Raw genomic sequence first — 17962 nt, forward strand, 5'->3', positions numbered from 1 at the left:
TCTTTTCATTTGAGCACGATCGTTGCCAAAACCGGATCCCGGTTTTGGCGGATCATGCTCTAAGCCCCGAACGGGCGCAGCAACGCCCGCGAAATAATATGTCGCTGAATCTCCGAAGTGCCTTCCCAGATGCGCTCGACGCGCGCGTCGCGCCAGATGCGCTCCAGCGGCAGGTCGTCCATCAGCCCCATGCCGCCATGGATCTGGATCGCCTCGTCGGCGACGAAAGCCAGCATCTCGGTAGCCTTCAGCTTGGCCATCGCCATGTCCTGATCGGTGACGGTGCCCTGATCGTACTTCCAGCCGGCTTCGAACACCATCAGGTCAGCGGCCTTCAACTCCGTCGCCATATCGGCGAGCTTGAACGACACACCCTGGAACTTGCCGATCTGCTGGCCGAACTGCTGGCGCTGCGCGGCATATTCGATGGCATGCGAAAGCGCGCGCTCTGCGCGGCCGAGGCAGGTGGCGCCGACCTGCAGGCGCGTGGCGCCGAGCCACGAATTCGCCACCTCGAAGCCCTTATGCACTTCGCCGAGCACCTGGGAAGCCGGCAGCCGGCAGTCGTCGAATTCGAGGATCGAGTTGGTGTAGCCGCGATGCGAGACGTTGCGGTAGCCGTCGCGCACCGTGAACCCTTTGGTGCCCTTGTCGACGAAGAAGGCGGTGATCTTCTTGCGCTTGCCGCGCGGCGAATCCTCTTCGCCCGAAGCCATGAATACGATGGCAAAGTCGGCGATGTCGGCGTGGCTGATGAAGTGCTTGGTGCCGTTGAGCACCCAGTCCGAGCCGTCCTGAACCGCGGTCGCCTTCATGCCGCGCAGGTCGGAGCCGGCGCCGGGCTCGGTCATCGCCAGGCAGTCCCACTTTTCGCCGCGGATGCAGGGGAAGAGATATTTTTCACGCTGCTCCGGCGTGCCGGCGAGCAGGATGTTGGAGGGACGCGCCACGCAGGTCCAGTGCAGCGCGTAATTGGCGCGGCCAAGTTCCTTCTCGTAGAGCAGCCAGCTCACCGTATCGAGGCCGGCGCCGCCGACATCGGCCGGCATGTTGGCGGCGTAGAGCCCGGCCGCGATCGCCTTCGCCTTCAATTCGTCGATCAGCTCGCGGCGCAGTTCGCCGGTGCGTTCCACCTCGCGCTCATGCGGGTAAAGCTCGTTCTCGACAAAGGCACGCGTCGTCTCGACGATCAGTTTTTGTTCTTCCGAAAGACCGAAATGCATCGCCTCAGCCCTTCTTCTTGCTTGTTTTCGCCTTGTCGGCCTTTGCGGGCTTCTCGGCCTTTGCGGGCTTCGCCATCTTCTTCGCCGGCTTGGCGGCTTTTGCTTTGTCGCCTGCCTTGGCGGCCGGCTTCGCCGCCAGCTTGGCCAACTGCCTGGTATAGTCCTTGTGAAGCGCGCCGGCGCCCCAGCCCTTGCCCTTGTTCTGCTTCGACAGCGCATCCATGATGGCGACCAAATTGTCGTCACGGATCTTTTCAAGCTCGCGGATCGAGAGGCCGTTTGCCTGCTCGTCCGACTGCGTGGCGATCAGGTCGACCAGCTCGTCGTTGAACTCCGGCACGTCCATCAGCTTGGTCCACGGCCATTTCAGGCAAGGTCCGAACTGCGCCATGAAGTGGCGCATGCCGGCTTCGCCGCCGGCGACGCGGTAGACCTGGAACATTCCCATTTGAGCCCAGCGCAGGCCAAAGGAATAGCGCATGATGTCGTCGAGTTCCTCGACGGTGCAGATGCCGTCCTTGACCAGCCACAGCGCCTCGCGCCACGCGGCCTCCAGGAGGCGATCGCCGACGAAGGCCTCGATCTCCTTGCGCACCACCACCGGCTTCATGCCGATCGAGGCGTAGATCTCCTTGGCGACCTCGATCGCCTCGGGAAAAGTCTGCTGGCCGCCGACGATCTCGACCAGCGGCAGAAGATAGACCGGGTTGAACGGGTGCCCGACGACCAGCCGCTCCGGGTGCTTCTTCATCGCCACCTGCATGTCGGTCGGCTTGATGCCGGAGGTCGAGGAGCCGATTATGGCATTGGCTGGCGCATGGGCGTCGATCTCGGCCAGCACTTTGTGCTTGAGGTCGAGCCGCTCCGGCACGCTCTCCTGGATGAAATCGGCATCCGCCACCGCGTCGCCGATCGTCTTGGCGAAGGTGAGCTTGCCTTCCTTAGGCAGGCCGCCGGGCAGCATCTGCTTGTAGGCACGGCGTGCGCCCTTCATCACCTCGCCGACTTTGCGCGACGCCTCGGGATCGGGATCGAAGATCGAAACATCGATGCCGTTCAAGAGCAGGCGCGCCACCCAGCCGGCGCCGATGACGCCGCCGCCGATGGCGGCCGCCTTGTTGATGATGCTCATGGTCAGGCTCCGGTTCTGGTCTTGGCTGTTTCGGGATCGGAAAGCGGCACGCGCTCGCCGGCGCGGATCACGGCTGGGTCGTAAGCTTTGCGCGCGAAGACTTCGAGCACGAGGGGCCGGAAGAACTCGATCGGCAGCGTCTCGTAGTCGGGATCGAAGCTCGACTGGTCCCAGCGCTCGCAGAACCGGTCGCAATCGTCGAAATAGAGATGGCCGGCGAAGCGGTCGCGGGCATGCTGGTTGCCGCCCAAATGATGCGCGTAATAGAGGCGCTGGAAGTCGCCGTGCTTTTCGACAACCCAGGTGCATTGCTCGCGCACGAACGGCTTCAGGATCGTGGCGGCATATTCGTCATGATTGTAGGGCGCGTAGATGTCGCCGATGTCGTGCAGAAGCGCGGAGACGATCCAGTCAGTGTCGGCGCCGTCGCGCCAGGCGCGCGTCGCCGCCTGCAGCGAATGGCCTAGCCGGGTGATCTTGTAGCCGGACAAACCTTCGTCGAGCTGCACCAGGGCGGAAAGCAGCCGATCCCCTGTCCTGGCGGCATAGTCGATCTCGTGGGCGGTCAGGAATTCATAGTCTTCCTTGTCGCCGTCCTTCATCGCGGTGAATTTGACGGTAGCCACCTCGACCTCCCGCTTTTCAATGTTGATTGAGCATGATCTTTTCCGAACCGCAGGTCAGCGAAGCAAAAACCGGTTCCCACTTTGCGGGATCATGCTCATGCCGCGATCGGCGCCCGCTTGGTGAGGTTGAGCTTCTTGCGCACTTCCTCCGGTCCGAGCACGCGCGCACCGAGATTGGAGACGATGCTCACCGCGCGCTCGACGAGCTGCGCATTGGTCGCCAGCACGCCCTTGTCCAGCCACAGATTGTCTTCCAGGCCGACACGGACATTGCCGCCGGCCAGCACCGCCGCCGCGACATAGGCCATCTGGTTGCGGCCGATCGAGAAGGCCGACCAGTTCCAGGTCGACGGCACGTTGTTGACCATCGCCATGAAGGTGTTGAGGTCGTCCGGCGCGCCCCAAGGCACACCCATGCACAGCTGCACCAGCGCATCCGGCTTCAGCACCTGTTCCTCGACCAGCTGCTTGGCGAACCACAGATGCCCGGTATCGAAAGCCTCGATCTCGGGCTTCACGCCGAGCGCCGTCATCATGCCGCCCATGGCGCGCAGCATGCCGGGCGTGTTGGTCATCACATAATCGGCTTCGGCGAAGTTCATCGTGCCGCAGTCAAGCGTGCAGATCTCCGGCAGGCACTGGCGCACATGCTCCATGCGGTTGGTGGCGCCGCCCATGTCGGTGCCCTTCTCGTTGAACGGCAGCGGCGCTTCCGGCGAGCCGAACACCATGTCGCCGCCCATGCCGGCGGTGAGGTTCAGCACCACGTCCACGTTCGCCTCGCGGATGCGCTCGGTGACCTCACGGTAGAGATGGACGTCACGCCTGGGCTTGCCGGTCTCGGGGTCGCGCACATGGCAATGGACGATCGCAGCACCCGCCTTGGCGGCCTCGATCGCCGAATCGGCGATCTGCTTGGGCGAGCGCGGCACGTTCGGGCTGCGGTCCTGCGTCCCGCCCGAACCGGTCACGGCACAGGTAATGAAAACCTCACGGTTCATCGCGAGCGGCATCGTCTTTCCTCCCAAATTCGATCAGCCATTGATGAAGCCGGAAACCGGCTTTGCTATGACGACCTGCGCCGAAGCTGGCCAAGCATGACCGACTTGCCGGAAACTGTTTTGCATTTTACGAAGGCGCCATGACTAAAAGCGAAAAACCGACGATCTTTCGCGCCGAGCGGGAAACCCTCAAGGTGACGTTTCTGGTGTTCTCGGGCTCGTCGATCATGTGCGTGGCCTCGGCGGTCGACCCGCTGCGCGCCGCCAACCGCATCTCTGGCGAGACTTTGTTCGACTTCAAGCTGGTCTCGCTCACCGGAGAGGCGCCGGTGACGACCTGCGGCTTGCCGGTCGCCGTCAGCGGCCGCTTCGATGCCGCCGAAGCGACCGACATGCTGGTCGTCGTCGCCGGCTTCGGAACGCAGAACTATGCGACGTCGGCGTTGCTGGCCGGGTTGCGCCGCGCGGCGCGTGCAGCCCGCGCCTGCGGCGGCGTCGAGGCCGGCACCTGGCTGGTGGCGCGCGCCGGCCTGCTCGAAGGCCGCAGCGCCACCACGCATTGGGAAGACATGGAGGATTTCTCCGCCGCCTTTCCGGGCGTCGATGTGCGCCCCGACCGCTATGTCATCGACGGGCCGGTCTTCACCTCGGGCGGTGCCTCGCCCACCTTCGACCTGATGCTGCATCTGGTCCGCACCCGGCTCGGCATGGCGGCCGCGCTCGATGTGGCGAGCGTCTTCATCTACGATCAGACGCGCGCGGCGACCGACGCTCAGCCGCTGGTCTCGCTCGGCCGGCTCGACGGCTACGATCCGCGCCTGGCGCAGGCGATCCGGCTGATGGAAGCGCATGTCGATGAGCCGCTGACCATCGATGCCGTGGCCAAGCGCGCCGGCGTCACGGCGCGAACACTCGAGAGCATCTTCCGCAAGTCCATCGGCGAGACGCCGGGCGCCTATTATCTGCGGCTGCGGCTCGCCGCCGCCCGACGTCTGGTGGTCGACACGCGCATCGCCATGGCCGACATTGCCGGGCGTACGGGTTTTTCATCAGCCGCGGCGTTTTCCAGGGCGTTTTCCCGCGCGTTCGGCGAAGCGCCGGTCAGGCTGCGGCGCGGCTGAGGATCCAGTCCACCGCCGCGCTGAGGTCGTCGACCAGCGCCGTGGGCGCCGGGTCGAAGCGTATCTCGTCACCAGGGCGATACTTGCCGGTGCGTACGAGCAGCGCCGCGCCGAGCCCGGCGCTGAGCGCGCCGGCGACATCGCTTTCCGCGTCGTCGCCGACCATCACCGCGTCGGTCTGCGGGCAATTCAAGCCGGCAAGCGCCGAGAGGAAGAAATCGGGCGACGGCTTGCCGAGCACGACAGGGCTTCGCCCGCAGGCGAATTCGAGCGCTGCCACGAAGGCGCCGGCGTCGAGGCTGAGCTCACCGTCGGCGTCCTTGAAGCTGCGGTTGGTGGCCAAAGCCAGAAAATCGGCGCCGGCAACGAGTTCGCGGAACGCTCGGTTTAGGCCGGCATAGTCGAAGGCCTCGCCGGCGTCGCCGACGACGACAGCGCGGCTCTTGCCGCCGTCCAGGCCGGCAAACTCGGCTTCGAGGTTGGGATGGACGAGCAGGTGAGGTTGGCGGCCATGCCTTCGCAGCCATTCGAGCGCGGCGCGCGCCGGCGTCAGCAATTCTTCATCCCTGACTTCGACGCCCAGCGCGGCGAGCTGCGCGATGATTCTGTGGCGCGGCGAACGTGTCGTGTTGCTGACGAACCGGAGCGGCAGTCCGGCCTTGCGCAAACGCTCGACCGCAGCCACAGCGCCGGCGATCGGGGTGTCGCCATCATAGACGACACCCGCGAGATCGAGCAGCACCGCGCGTATCATCGGTGCAGGATGGAGAAACAGTCTCCGTTCGTCAAACTGCCGAAAATAGGCCCACGGACACAGGGGCCGAAGAATCAGGCGGCGTCGCGGCCTTCGCGCACAATGCGCGAGCGCATGCTCTTGGCCAGCGCCGTTTCCAACCGCGCGGCGACCGCGCGATCCCATTCATTTGCTTCGCTGGCGCCATCCTTCGGATGCGGCAGCGCCATCAGCCGATCGATGATCGAACCAGCCTCGCCGGAAGAGAGCAGGGCGTCGATTTCGCGTTCGTGCTGCATACGTTTCGCCTCCTTCTTTCCTTCCCGCCGCATGTCGACAATATACGCGATTCGTGACGGCTGTTTGAAGGCAAGAGCGCGGCGATTGAGAGGCAGCGCGGGGCAAAACCTTGTCGTGTAGGTTCACCCCGCATGGAATGCAATTTCAGCTCTGCGGCGCTCGATTCGGGCGCCGCAGGAAAGCCTCAGACGTAGCGGTTGACGATGTTTTCAAGGAGCTCCTGCCGGCCGGAGCGCGGCTGCGGCTCGATCTTGTCCGCCACCACGCGTTCGGCGATCTCCTCCAGTGTACGCTTGCCGGAAAGCATCGCCTTGCCTTCGGCCGTGTTCCAGCCGGCATAGCGTTCGTTGAGCGGGCCCGACAGCGCCTTGTCTCCGATCATCCTGGCCGCCGCCTTGAGCCCGCGCGCGCAGGCGTCCATGCCGCCGATATGGCCGATCAGCAGATCCTCCGGGTCGAGCGACTGGCGGCGCAGCTTGGCGTCGAAATTGGTGCCGCCGGTCTTGAAGCCGCCACCCTGCAGGATCTGGTAATAGGCCAAAGCCATCTCCGGCACATTGTTGGGGAACTGGTCGGTGTCCCAGCCGGACTGATAGTCGTTTCGGTTCATGTCGATCGAACCGAAGATGCCGAGCGCGTTGGCCAAGGCCAGCTCATGTTCGAAGGAGTGGCCGGCAAGGATCGCATGGCCCTGCTCGATGTTGACCTTCACCTCCTTCTCCAGCCCGAAGCGCTTCAGGAAGCCGTAGACGGTGGCGACATCGTAGTCGTACTGGTGCTTGGTCGGCTCCTGCGGTTTCGGCTCGATCAGGATCGTGCCCTCGAAACCTATTTTGTATTTGTAATCCACGACGAGGTTGAGGAAGCGGCCGGCCTGCTCTTGCTCTCGCGCGAGGTCGGTGTTGAGCAGCGTCTCATAGCCTTCGCGCCCGCCCCACAGCACATAGTTCTCGCCCTTCAGCTTCTTGGTCACGTCGATGCATTTCTTCACCGTCGCCGCCGCGTAGGCGAACACGTCCGGATCGGGATTGGTGGCGGCACCCGCCATGAAGCGGCGATGCGAAAAAAGGTTCGCCGTGCCCCAGAGCAGCTTGACGCCGGTCTGGTTCATTTTGGCCGAAAAATAATCGGCGATCTCGTCGAGGCGCGCCGCGCTTTCGGAGAAATCCTTGCCTTCCGGGCGAACGTCGGCGTCGTGGAAGCAGAAATAGGGGACGCCGAGCAGCGAGAACAGCTCGAAGGCGACGTCGGCCTTCAGTTTCGCCAGTTCCATCGTGTCGATGCCGCCGGGCCTGGCGAACCAGGGGCGGTCGAAGGTTTGGCCGCCGAACGGGTCGCCGCCCTGCCAGGCGAAGGAATGCCAATAGGCGACGGCGAAGCGCAGATGGTCCTCCAGCCGCTTGCCACCCACCACTTCGTCCGGGTTGTAATATCGGTAGGCCAGTGGATTGGTCGAATCCGGCCCTTCATACTTGATGGTCTTGATGTTGCCGAAAAATCCGCTGCTCATGGTTTCCTTCCTCTCCAACTGCTTTCGCCGATTACCTCAGGCGTAATTGGTTTGGCGCTTCCGTGGGTCCAAAAGGGTCATGTCGAAACGATCCAATGAAGGATGAAGACCATGACCGACCTCAACACGATCGCCCGCAACTACATCACCGCCTGGAACGAGAGCGATGCGGCGCGCCGCAAGACCCTGCTCGAGGCCGCCTTCACCAGCGACGTCAGCTATCGCGACCCGATCATGCAAGGCGACGGCCACGACGGCATCGCCGCGCTGATCGACGGCGTGCAGCAGCAATTCGCCGGCTTCCGCTTCTCGCTGAAGGGTGAGCCGGACGGTTTTGCCGACCGCATCCGTTTTTCGTGGAATCTGGGCCCCCAAGGCGCAGAATCCGTCATCGAAGGCACCGATATTTGCGTCATCGAGAACGGCCGCCTGAAGAGCGTCACCGGCTTCCTCGACAAGGTGCCGGCGCAGTGAGGCTAACTGGGTAAGGGAGGCGCGAGGCACCCCCCTGTGGCCTGCCGGCCATCTCCCCCGCAAGCGGGAAGATCGGCTTTCATCTAGGATTTCGCCAATCTCCAACGCTGCAAAAGGGAGCGAGGCGCCCAAGCTGCCAATCTCCCCCCTTGAGGGGGAGATGCCCGGCAGGGCAGAGGGGGGTGCCTCGCGCATACTCACGCGGTTACCGCCCTGATCGCCGGATAGAGCGCACGATAGCGTTGATAAGCATCTGCATACGCCCCACCAAGCCCGGCATCCGGTTCGATCGTCGCATCGGTCGCCGGCGCGGTGCAAACGGCAAGCGGATCGGCGCCGGTCGCGGCGATCAGCCCGAGACGCGCCGCGCCGAAGGCGGCGCCGAAATCGCCGTCGGCCGGGATGTCGACCGGCAGCTGCAACGCGGTGGCGATCGCCTTCAGCCAGTAGCGCGAGCGAGAGCCGCCGCCGATCGCCGTCACACTGGTCAGGGTCGTGCCGGCCGTTTTCAGCGCCTCGAGGCTGTCGCGGAAGGCAAACGCCACGCCTTCGAGCACGGCCTGGGTCAGCACGGCGCGGCTCGATTGATGCGCGAGGCCGGTGAAGGAACCACGAATGGCCGCATCATTATGCGGCGTGCGCTCGCCGGAGAGATAGGGCAGGAAAGCCACGCCTGTCGGCGCCTTGAGCTTGTCGCCGAGCTCGCCGGTCAGGTCGCCGGCGCCTTTGCCGGTGATCTCCGACAGCCAGTTGAGCGAATCGGTGGCCGAGAGGATGACTCCCATCTGGTGCCAGGTGTTGGGCAGCGCATGGCAGAAGGTGTGCACCGCGCTTTCCGGATTGGGCAGATAGGAGGCGTTGGCGGCAAACAGCACCCCCGACGTGCCGAGCGACACGAAGGCGTGGCCGGCGCCCACGGTGCCCATGCCGCAGGCCGACGCCGCATTGTCACCGGCACCGCCGGCGACGGGAATGCCTGAAGCAATGCCCCATTTCGAGGCAAGCTCGCCGCGCAAGCCGCCGGCCTTTGCCGTGCCTTCGACCAGCGACGGCATATGCTTCTCGTCGAGCGTTGTCGCGGCAAGCAGTTCGGAGGACCACCGCCGCTTGCCGACGTCGAGCCAGGATGTCCCCGCCGAATCCGACATCTCCGAAATATGCTCGCCGGTCAGCCAGAGCCGCAGATAGTCCTTGGGCAGGAGCACCTTGGCGACAGCGGCAAAAACACTGGGCTCGTTGTCCTTCACCCACACCAGCTTCGGCGCCGTGAAGCCCGGGAAGACGATGTTGCCGGTGAGCTTGCGGAAACGCGGGTCGGCGTCGAGCGCCGCTGCCTCGACATGGCTGCGGGTGTCGTTCCAAAGGATGCAGGGACGCAGCACCTTGTCCGAGGCGTCGAGCAGGGTCGCGCCATGCATCTGGCCGGAGAGGCCGATACCCTTGACCGATGCAAGCTCCTTGGGATGGGAAGTCTTGAGCTCGGCAATCGCTGTCTGGCAGGCTTCGATCCAGTGCGCCGGATTCTGTTCGGACCAGCCGGCATGCGGCCGCGAGACGTCCAGCGAGCCGTGGCCGGACCCGACGACCGTCTGGCGATCATCGATCAGGAGCGCCTTGACGCCCGAGGTGCCCAGGTCGAGGCCGAGATACATGATTTCCTCCCGATGCCGTTAATTTTTTCGGGTCTCGAAAAAATCTGGCTTGGCCAGTTCTTAAGCCAAGATCCGCCTCCGGTCAATTCTCTGACAAATCGGCCGCGCGGCGCGAGAACAGCGCCGACAGCGGGCTGTCCGGCCGCGCCAGCTGACGCTCGGCGGTCAACGCCCGTGCCAGTGCGCTGTCACCGGCACGCAGCGCCGCCTCGATCAGCATCAGGTCGATCACGTCGCGTTGTGCATGGCTGCCGCCGAAGCGGTGCGCGATCCAGCGGATTGGCCGGATCAGGCGCACCACTTCTCCGTAGTTGCCCTCGCCGAATGCTTTGATCGCCAAGGTCAGAGGGTGGCCGACGTCGCGCGTGAATGCGGCGTTATCGTCATCGCCGCGCATTGCTTCGCGCTGCGCTTCGAGCAGGGTCTGGGCCGGCGCGTGCAGCCCGGCGCCGACAAAGGCCATCATCGCATGCGCATCGTTGAAGGCGTAATTGCCGGCGACCGCCTTTGGCGCCCAGTTCGCCGCAAGCGCCGCCCAGCGGTCGCCGACATCGACGCCGTGGAGATAAAGTCGCCACAGGATCGCCGAGGCGTCGACCATGTTGAGCGCCAGCGTCGAGCGGTCGCCGTAGATCGGCCCGTCATAGAGCCGGAGCACCTCGTTTGTCTCGCCGAGATCGTAGTGGAACAGCGCCAGATGCCACCAATTATGGATCTTGAGGAAGCTGTCCTTCGTCCACGCCTCCGGATTGGCGCGCATCCAGGCGATGCCCTCCCTTTGCCGGCTTTGCATTTCCATGACATGCGCGACCGCGTGCTGCGCCCAGCCGTCGCGCGGCTCGATCTCGATGGCCTGCCGGCCGAAGGCTTCGGCGCGCGCATAGTCGCCCATTTCCTCCAGCCCGAAAGCCTGCATGCCGAGAACGGCGTGGTAGCCCGGCATGTCCTTCTCCCAAGCCGGCAACGCCCGACCGATGCGGTCGCGCAGCATGCGCGCATTGCCGATGAAGAAGTCGATCTGGTGGCCAACCTGCAGCGCCACCGCATCGAGCGGATTGTCGATGGCGATGTCCTCGAGGATGCGGGCGGCGTCATGCCAGCGGCCGCTGGCAAGATGGCCGAGCGCCGCGACATGCGCCCGTTCGCGCGCGGTGCCGGCGAGCGGCAGCGCCGCCGCATGGCAGGTTTGCGCAATCGCCGTCGCCTCCCGCTCGGTGGCGAGGCCGAACAGATAGCCCTTGAACACATGCGCCATCACGAAGCTGGGCTCATCGGCGATCGCGCTATCGATGGAGCCGACCGGGTCGCCGATGAAGCACTGCAGCTCACGGACGGCTCTGGCGTAGGACGAAAGCCCGGCTTCGGTCGCGCCCGAGTGCGTCAGGCCGAATGCGTCCTTCAGCGCCATGCCGCGTCCTTTGATGCCTATTCGTCCGGTCGGACCGATGCGATCCTAGAACATCGACCGTCGGCCCGCCAACCGGCGAGGGCTTCGACTGTGTCGAACCGGACTTCTCCTCAATTCCCCGAACGCATCGCCACCGTGGCGATGCCGGCGCCGACAAGCAATGTCCCGCCGGTGCGGTTGAAGATACGGATCGCCCTTGGGTTGCGCACGATGGCGCGCGCTCGTGAAGCAATCAGCGCATAGCCGAAGGCATTGCTGAATGCGAGCGCCAGGAAGGTCGCTTCGAAGATCAGCATCTGCGTCCAGAAATCGGCATGCCGGTCGAGAAACTGCGGCAGGAAGGCGACGAAGAACGTGATGCTCTTCGGGTTGAGCGCCGTGACCAGCCAGGCATGCGCCATCATCCTTGCCGCCGACACGGCGTCGGTGCGCGGTTCGGCCTTCAGCGCGCCGCCGGCGCGGAACAGTTTTATGCCGAGATAGATGAGGTAGCCGGCGCCGATCACCTTGAGCACGGTGAACACAGTGGCCGAAGCCGCAAGCAGCGCGCCGATGCCGAGCATCGAAAGCGTCATGGCGGTGAAATCGCCGAGCGCGACGCCGACTGCCATCGGCAGCGCCGTACGCCAGCCCTGGCCGAGCGCATAGGAGACGACCAAGAGGATCGTCGGGCCCGGGATGACGAGGAGGATGGCGGAGGCGGCGGCAAAGGCAGCCCAGTTTTCGAAGGACATTTCCCTACTCCTTGAGCGCAAAGAACAGGATAAATCCTGGGGTATGCGAGATTGTAAAGAGGCGTTGGAGAAAATCTTCGGCGCCGGCCTGCCCTGGCGCCTGGCCCGGACAACGCCTTGTCAGGGTTAAGTGCGGGCAAAGTTCTTTCACCCTTTTTCAACCATGACTGACGAAAATTGCAGCCATTCGGCCGGACCGTGCTTCCCGCCGACAGCGTAGGGTTTGGTGTATGCGCGAGTTGCCGCAAAGTCTGACGCCGCCTTCGAGCGGCGAAACTGTCGAAACCGAAGTTCCGCTTTCCCGCCGCGCCATGCTTTCAGGCATGGGCGCCATGGCGCTGCTCGGCATGGCCGGCTGCAGCACCACCGACACGCTCGACCTGCCGCAATTGCAGATCGACGACACCACCACCGGATCGGTGCCGATCCGACCAGCGATCAGCGTCGACAAGAACATCACTGGTCCCGACGTGATGTATGCTGCCTTGACCGACAACGGCTTCCAGGTCCCGGCGGTGCCCTACCAGAAGGTCAAGCCGGAGTTCCGCCGCCAGATCGTCGTCGACAAGACCGGCGAAGCGCCCGGCACCATCGTCGTGCATTTGCAGGAGCGCATGCTCTATCTCGTCCAGCCCGGCGGCGACGCCATCCGCTACGGCGTCGGCATCGGTAAGGACGGCTTCCGCTGGTCGGGCCGCGCCAACATCCAGTACGGCAAGGAATGGCCGGTCTGGACGCCGCCGCCGGAGATGGTCAAGCGCAAGCCGGAACTGGTGAAATGGCAGGGCGGCCAGCCCGGCGGCCTGACCAATCCGCTGGGCGCCCGCGCGCTTTACATCTACCAGAACGGCAAGGACACCGGTTACCGCATCCACGGCTCGCCCGAATGGTGGACCATCGGCCAGGCGATGTCGTCGGGCTGCGTGCGGCTGATCAACCAAGACATCATCGACCTCTACAACAGGGTATCGAAGAAGAACCCGGTCGTCGTCGTCTGATTTTTTCGGCGGTCAGCACGGTCACTATTTTTTCGGGATCATGCTCCTCCTTTCTCCCGTTGCGTGATGCCGCAAGACAGGCGAAGGTGCTCTGAAAAGCTTCGCCTCGGGAGAGAACGATCATGGCCGGAACCTTTGTCATCGCGCAGGGCGGCGGCCCGACCGCCGTCATCAATCAGACGGTCGTCGGCGCCACGCTGGAGATCCGCAAGCGGCATCCCGGCGCCAAGGTGCTCGGCTCGATCCATGGCGTGCGCGGCATCCGCGACGGCAACTATGTCGACCTCTCAGCCATCCCCGAAGATCGGCTGCGGCTGATCGCAGGCACCCCGAGCGCCGCCCTTGGCTCGACCCGCGACAAGCCAGACGCGGCCTATTGCGAGGTCATCCTCAACGGCCTCAAGAAGGCCGGCGCCGATGCCTTCATCTATATCGGCGGCAACGACACTTCGGGCACCCAGCAGATCCTGACCGACGCCGCCGGCGGCGCGATCGCCTTCGTGCATGCGCCGAAAACCATCGACAACGATCTCGAGGAGAACGACCATACGCCGGGCTTCATCTCGGCGGCCGAATTCGTCGCCGGCGCTTTCCTGTCGGTCGATTTGGATTTCCGCGCGTTGCCCGGCATTTATGTCGGCATCGTCATGGGCCGGCACGCCGGCTTCCTGACTGCCGCGGCCGCCGCCTGGCAGCTCGATCCGGATAGCGGTCCGCATCTGGTCTATGTACCGGAGCGCGCCTTCTCCGCCGAACGTTTCATCGATGATGTCCGCAGGACGCTCGACCGCCACAAGCGCTGCATCGTCGCCGTCTCGGAAGGCGTCAGCACCGCCGACGGCAAGGCGTTGGTCGAGAGCCTGGTGCCGCCGGAAAAGCTCGAGCGCGACCAGCACGGCAACGTCAAATTGTCGGGCAGCGATCTGCCGGCGGCGCTCGAACGCGCTTTGGCGGAAGGCCTGCCGGGCAAGCGGGCGCGCGTCGATGCCCTGGGCTATATGCCGCGCGGCTATGTCGGCGCGATCAGTCCCGTGGACGCCAAGGAAGCCTTCGAAGCCGGCGCGTTCGCGGTTGCCGTTGCCGGGGAGGGTGGCGGCTCGGTGGCGCTCCAATATGACGGCACCAAGACCGTGCTGAAGAAGGTGCCGCTCGAGGCGGTGGCTGGCAAGACCCGCCACATGCCGGACAATTTCATGAAGCCGGACGTCAACCAGTTGTCCGAGGCCGGCATGGCCTATCTGAAGCGGTTGGTGCCGGAAAAATACAAGGTCGGAAAGCCGTTCGTCTGATGGGCGACCTTGTGGTGGGCGACTGGTTCGGCAAATCCATTGTCGATGCCAGAACGACGATGCTGACCGAGCCATTCGTGCACGATTTCGTGCGCGCCAATATTTGGCATTTCAAGGGCCGGGACGCCGACCTGCTGGTCGACACCGGCATGGGCATCTGCCCGCTGGCGCCCGAGATCGACAGCCCGGCCGGCAAGCCGCTGATCGTCGTCGCCACCCACATTCATCTCGACCATGTCGGCTCGCTGCACGAATTCCCGCTCAGGATGGGGCCGAAGGTCAGTGCGGCGGAGTTCGATGGCATGGATGATGCCGTCACCTACGCCAACATGTTCCACAATCTCGATGATGCGGTGTCCAAATTGCCGGCGCCCGGCTGGAAGGCGGCTGACTATCGCATCCCTTCCGCACCGTTGACGCGAATGCTCGACGAGGGCGACATCGTCGACCTCGGCGATCGGAAATTCCGCGTGCTGCATCTGCCCGGACATTCGCCGGATTCGATCGCGCTGTTCGATGAGGCCGACGGCCTGTTCTTCGCCGGCGACGCCATCTATGACGGCATGCTGATCGACGACCTGCCGGATTCGGACCGCGCCGCCTATTGCCGCACCATGCAGCGGCTGCTCGACCTGCCGATACGCCTCGGCCATGGCGGCCATGGCCCGAGTTTCGGCCGCGCGAGGATGGGAGAGATCGCGTCTTCCTACCTACGCCGCCGAGAGCGCTTCGTGAGCGCTCTCTGAATTAAATCTTTGTAAGGTCGCGCCAAAACCCTAATTCGGACCATTCCACGCCCTAAATGCGTGGCTGTCGATCCGGCCGGCTGCCAAGCATGGCGAGGCGGGCAATCCCGGCCGTCGACACGCCGACGGGCGCGTCCTTGGAGAGAGCCGTCCGCGGCGCCGGATCAACTCTCGCCCGGACAGAAACGACCATGTCACCATTTAGCATTCTTCGCAGACATCGCGTCGCGGCCCTGCTGGGCGCTGCGCTGATCATCTCCCCCGTCGTTGTTTCCTTTGCGCAAAATCCCGGCAATGCCGGCCTGAGCAACTTGGTCGCGACGACACAGACGCCGGTCGCCGGCATTACCGCCCCGAACGGCTCGTTCGCGCCGGTTGTCGCCACCACCAAGCCGGCAGTCGTGACCGTGACGACCGTGATGAAAGCCCAGCCCGGCGCGACGGACGACGGCTCGCCTTTCGACGGCAATTCGCCTTTCGACCAGTATTTCCAGCAGTTCTTCGGCGACCAGGGCATCCCGATGCCCAAGACGCCGCCGCAGCAGGCGCCGCGGCAGGAGGCTTTGGGCTCCGGCTTCATCGTCGGGTCCGATGGCACCATCGTCACCAACAACCATGTCATCGACGGCGCGACCTCGATCAAGGTGACGCTCGACGACGGCACCGAGCTTCCCGCCAAGCTCGTCGGTCACGACGCAAAGAACGATCTGGCGGTGCTCAAGGTCAAGGCGAGCAAGCCGCTGCCGACCGTCAAATGGGGCGATTCCGACAAGCTGATGACCGGCGACCAGGTGCTGGCGATCGGCAATCCGTTCGGCATCGGCACCACAGTCACCGCCGGCATCGTCTCGGCGCGCGGCCGCGACCTGCACAGCGGGCCGTTCGACGATTTCATCCAGATCGACGCGCCGATCAACCACGGCAATTCCGGCGGCCCGCTTGTCGACGTGAAGGGCAATGTGGTCGGCATCAACACGGCGATCTATTCGCCCAATGGCGGCAGCGTCGGCGTCGGCTTCGCCATTCCTTCGGACCAGGCACAAAAAGTGGTCGACAAGCTTATGAAGGGCGGTGACATCGAATACGGCTATCTTGGCGTGCAGATCCAGCCGGTCACGCAGGACGTCGCCAGCGCCATCGGCCTCGACCATCCGGGCGGCGCGCTGGTCGCGGCGGTCACCGACGGTTCGCCGGCGGCCAAGGCCGGCATCGAGACCGGCGACGTCATCACCGGCTTCGCCGGCCAGGAGATCAAGGACCCCAAGGATCTGTCGCGCGCCGTCGCCGACGTCTCCCCCGGCAGCAAGGAAACGCTGAGTGTCTGGCGCAACGGCAAGGCGATGCAGATCTCGGCCGATGTCGGCCGCAATGCCGAAGACCAGAAGACCGCCTCGAATGACGAGGGCGGCAAGCCATCTGGCGAACAGGGCCTGCGCGTGCCCTCGCTCGGCCTTGGCCTTACGGACCTCACGCCGGACATCCGGGAGCAGCTCAACCTAGCCGACAACCAGCGCGGCGCCGTGGTCGAGCGCGTCAACCCGGACAAGGCGGCCTCCGCGGCCGGCATTGAACCCGGCGATGTCATCGTCGCCGTCGACCGCACGCCGGTGAAAAACGCAAGGCAAGCGAACCAGGCGATCGCCGAGGCCGGCAAGTCCGGCAGGAAGTCGGTGCTGCTGCTGGTCGATCGCGGCGACGCGCAGATATTCGTCGCCGTGCCTTTCGCCGCCGGCTGAGAAAACTTCCAAGGAGCCTGCCGGCCTCTTCGGCAGGCTCCGCCGACAAGATTTCGGTTGCCCGCAAACGAGGTCGACTTCCGCGACGAGTTGACTGAACTGGACGATCGTCGCGACGGCTTCGATCTGGTGCTGACGCTGACGCGCGAGCAGGCTCGGCGCCCGGCCGGCGCGATCCTTCCAGATCGGAGAGAAGGACGCTCAGACGAGGCTGCGCCCAGAGTTGCCGACGCCTTTGACCCGTGGGCAGCAACGCTCCCGAATCAAACCGGTAGGTCCAAAATGGTCAAGCGGTATCGGAAAGTGACTATTAGGAGATTCTAAAATCGAACCGAACAGTTCGTTTCTGTTGACGGTGCGTGCAGGACGGGGTGAACATCGGCGCGCGTATACACTTGGTGAGCCAAATGGATAAATGCGATAACTAACTGATTCAACAGTGTAAAAACCGATCGTGGCCGGCGATTGGTACAATTTCAAGATGGGGATTCATAGGCCAGCCGAAACAACTTCGTGATTGGAATCCGGCAGCCGGCTCACCCACATCGGGGCTGTCCGAACGACGCGATTTTCACTCCCAAGACACGCCGCTAGTCGGACGAAAAAACATACTGGAGTACCAAAAATGAAAAAGATTGTTCTCACTGCCGCCGCCCTTCTGGCCATTTCCGGCAGCGCCTTCGCTGGTAGCGACAACTACGGTTCCAACGCCGCCAATCAGCCGGCCGCCGCGGTCGACACTTCTCGCACGGCCTCGACCCACAGGTCGGAAGCGGCCGCTCAGAAGCCCGTCACCCAGGGCGCGGACCACAACCTCTTCGGCAACAACTAAACTGCCGAACCTGGCCATGATCCATGAGGGGCCATGGCCGACAGGAGACAGACGGTGGGTTCACCCGCCGCGTCCCCAAGGCATGTCGCCCAAAAGTGTACCCCAGTTTTGGAAACGACATCAGGTTAAGAATTCAGGAGTATTGAAATGAAGAAGATCGTTCTTGCCGCAACGGCCGTTCTGGCCCTCTCCGGCGCAGCTTTCGCAGGCAGCGACAATTACGGCTCGGCTGGCGCCAGCCAGCAGGCCCCTGCCGTCGACACGACCCGCACTTCGTCGGTGGGCACCGACTCGCCGGTCTACAAGCTGCTGAACTCGTCGAATGACGTGCACAAGTCGGCCCCGCAGGGCAGCGACCGCAATCTGTTCGGCCGCTAACAGCCGCAGGCAGTTGACGAAAAAGAGCGGCTAGGGCAAACCTCGCCGCTCTTTCTTTAGCCGGACCGT

18 protein-coding genes are annotated in these 17962 nt (G+C 64.2%); 8 read left to right on the forward strand and 10 right to left on the reverse strand.

What is annotated here, in order from left to right:
- Nucleotides 1–59 precede the first annotated feature (59 nt).
- The 4 genes from CK215_RS13015 to CK215_RS13030 all read right to left on the reverse strand — a co-directional run bounded on the left by CK215_RS13015 (nucleotide 60) and on the right by CK215_RS13030 (nucleotide 3994).
- A complete protein-coding gene (locus tag CK215_RS13015; protein ID WP_066996076.1) occupies nucleotides 60–1223 on the reverse strand; it encodes an acyl-CoA dehydrogenase in 1164 nt (387 codons plus the stop codon).
- Between the two features lie 4 nt (nucleotides 1224–1227).
- Entirely contained in the window at nucleotides 1228–2355 is a 1128-nt protein-coding gene (locus tag CK215_RS13020) for a carnitine 3-dehydrogenase (protein ID WP_095828183.1), read from the reverse strand.
- A gap of 2 nt (nucleotides 2356–2357) precedes the next feature.
- Nucleotides 2358–2981, reverse strand: a complete 624-nt coding sequence (locus CK215_RS13025) for an HD domain-containing protein (protein ID WP_066996070.1) — start codon at nucleotides 2979–2981, stop codon at nucleotides 2358–2360.
- A gap of 95 nt (nucleotides 2982–3076) precedes the next feature.
- Entirely contained in the window at nucleotides 3077–3994 is a 918-nt protein-coding gene (locus tag CK215_RS13030; protein WP_095831158.1) for a 3-keto-5-aminohexanoate cleavage protein, read from the reverse strand.
- A 128-nt stretch (nucleotides 3995–4122) separates the two neighbouring features.
- On the opposite strand from CK215_RS13030, the gene CK215_RS13035 reads away from it, so the two are divergent.
- Entirely contained in the window at nucleotides 4123–5103 is a 981-nt protein-coding gene (locus tag CK215_RS13035) for a GlxA family transcriptional regulator (RefSeq protein ID WP_095776958.1), read from the forward strand.
- Here CK215_RS13035 and CK215_RS13040 read toward each other — a convergent pair.
- The 3 genes from CK215_RS13040 to xylA all read right to left on the reverse strand — a co-directional run bounded on the left by CK215_RS13040 (nucleotide 5084) and on the right by xylA (nucleotide 7646).
- Nucleotides 5084–5857, reverse strand: a complete 774-nt coding sequence (locus CK215_RS13040; protein WP_095831159.1) for a TIGR01458 family HAD-type hydrolase — start codon at nucleotides 5855–5857, stop codon at nucleotides 5084–5086. The genes CK215_RS13035 and CK215_RS13040 overlap by 20 nt on opposite strands.
- Before the next feature lie 74 nt (nucleotides 5858–5931).
- On the reverse strand, nucleotides 5932–6135 hold the full coding sequence (locus tag CK215_RS13045) for a hypothetical protein (protein ID WP_095831321.1): 204 nt from the start codon (nucleotides 6133–6135) through the stop codon (nucleotides 5932–5934).
- A 185-nt stretch (nucleotides 6136–6320) separates the two neighbouring features.
- Complete coding sequence (gene xylA, locus CK215_RS13050; protein WP_095831160.1) at nucleotides 6321–7646, reverse strand: xylose isomerase; 1326 nt, start codon at nucleotides 7644–7646, stop codon at nucleotides 6321–6323.
- Between the two features lie 111 nt (nucleotides 7647–7757).
- Between xylA and CK215_RS13055 the strand changes: the two genes are divergently transcribed.
- Entirely contained in the window at nucleotides 7758–8120 is a 363-nt protein-coding gene (locus CK215_RS13055; RefSeq protein WP_095831322.1) for a nuclear transport factor 2 family protein, read from the forward strand.
- Nucleotides 8121–8317: 197 nt separating this feature from the next.
- On the opposite strand, the gene xylB is transcribed toward CK215_RS13055, so the two are convergent.
- The 3 genes from xylB to CK215_RS13075 all read right to left on the reverse strand — a co-directional run bounded on the left by xylB (nucleotide 8318) and on the right by CK215_RS13075 (nucleotide 11914).
- Nucleotides 8318–9772: a xylulokinase gene (xylB, locus tag CK215_RS13065; protein ID WP_095831161.1), complete on the reverse strand. Its 1455-nt coding sequence runs from the start codon at nucleotides 9770–9772 to the stop codon at nucleotides 8318–8320.
- Nucleotides 9773–9854: 82 nt separating this feature from the next.
- A complete protein-coding gene (locus CK215_RS13070) occupies nucleotides 9855–11180 on the reverse strand; it encodes a tetratricopeptide repeat protein (protein WP_095831162.1) in 1326 nt (441 codons plus the stop codon).
- 110 nt (nucleotides 11181–11290) lie between these two features.
- Nucleotides 11291–11914: a LysE family translocator gene (locus CK215_RS13075; RefSeq protein WP_066996047.1), complete on the reverse strand. Its 624-nt coding sequence runs from the start codon at nucleotides 11912–11914 to the stop codon at nucleotides 11291–11293.
- A 230-nt stretch (nucleotides 11915–12144) separates the two neighbouring features.
- On the opposite strand from CK215_RS13075, the gene CK215_RS13080 reads away from it, so the two are divergent.
- The 6 genes from CK215_RS13080 to CK215_RS13110 all read left to right on the forward strand — a co-directional run bounded on the left by CK215_RS13080 (nucleotide 12145) and on the right by CK215_RS13110 (nucleotide 17893).
- A complete protein-coding gene (locus CK215_RS13080; RefSeq protein ID WP_095776964.1) occupies nucleotides 12145–12912 on the forward strand; it encodes a L,D-transpeptidase in 768 nt (255 codons plus the stop codon).
- A 122-nt stretch (nucleotides 12913–13034) separates the two neighbouring features.
- Nucleotides 13035–14201 carry a diphosphate--fructose-6-phosphate 1-phosphotransferase gene (locus CK215_RS13085; protein WP_066996041.1) on the forward strand — a complete coding sequence of 389 codons (1167 nt, stop codon included), beginning with the start codon at nucleotides 13035–13037 and terminating at the stop codon, nucleotides 14199–14201.
- Nucleotides 14201–14947: an MBL fold metallo-hydrolase gene (locus CK215_RS13090; RefSeq protein ID WP_170950293.1), complete on the forward strand. Its 747-nt coding sequence runs from the start codon at nucleotides 14201–14203 to the stop codon at nucleotides 14945–14947. Before CK215_RS13085 ends, CK215_RS13090 begins: the two co-directional genes overlap by 1 nt.
- Nucleotides 14948–15138: 191 nt before the next feature.
- The gene (locus CK215_RS13095; RefSeq protein WP_095831163.1) at nucleotides 15139–16683 is read left to right on the forward strand and encodes a DegQ family serine endoprotease; all 1545 of its coding nucleotides are present in this window, start codon (nucleotides 15139–15141) and stop codon (nucleotides 16681–16683) included.
- 625 nt (nucleotides 16684–17308) lie between these two features.
- Nucleotides 17309–17515, forward strand: a complete 207-nt coding sequence (locus CK215_RS13105; RefSeq protein WP_066996029.1) for a DUF680 domain-containing protein — start codon at nucleotides 17309–17311, stop codon at nucleotides 17513–17515.
- Nucleotides 17516–17662: 147 nt separating this feature from the next.
- On the forward strand, nucleotides 17663–17893 hold the full coding sequence (locus CK215_RS13110) for a DUF680 domain-containing protein (RefSeq protein WP_066996024.1): 231 nt from the start codon (nucleotides 17663–17665) through the stop codon (nucleotides 17891–17893).
- The last annotated feature ends 69 nt before the right edge of the window (nucleotides 17894–17962 follow it).

The organism is Mesorhizobium sp. WSM3864, from assembly GCF_002294955.1.
Taxonomy (GTDB): Bacteria; Pseudomonadota; Alphaproteobacteria; order Rhizobiales; family Rhizobiaceae; genus Mesorhizobium.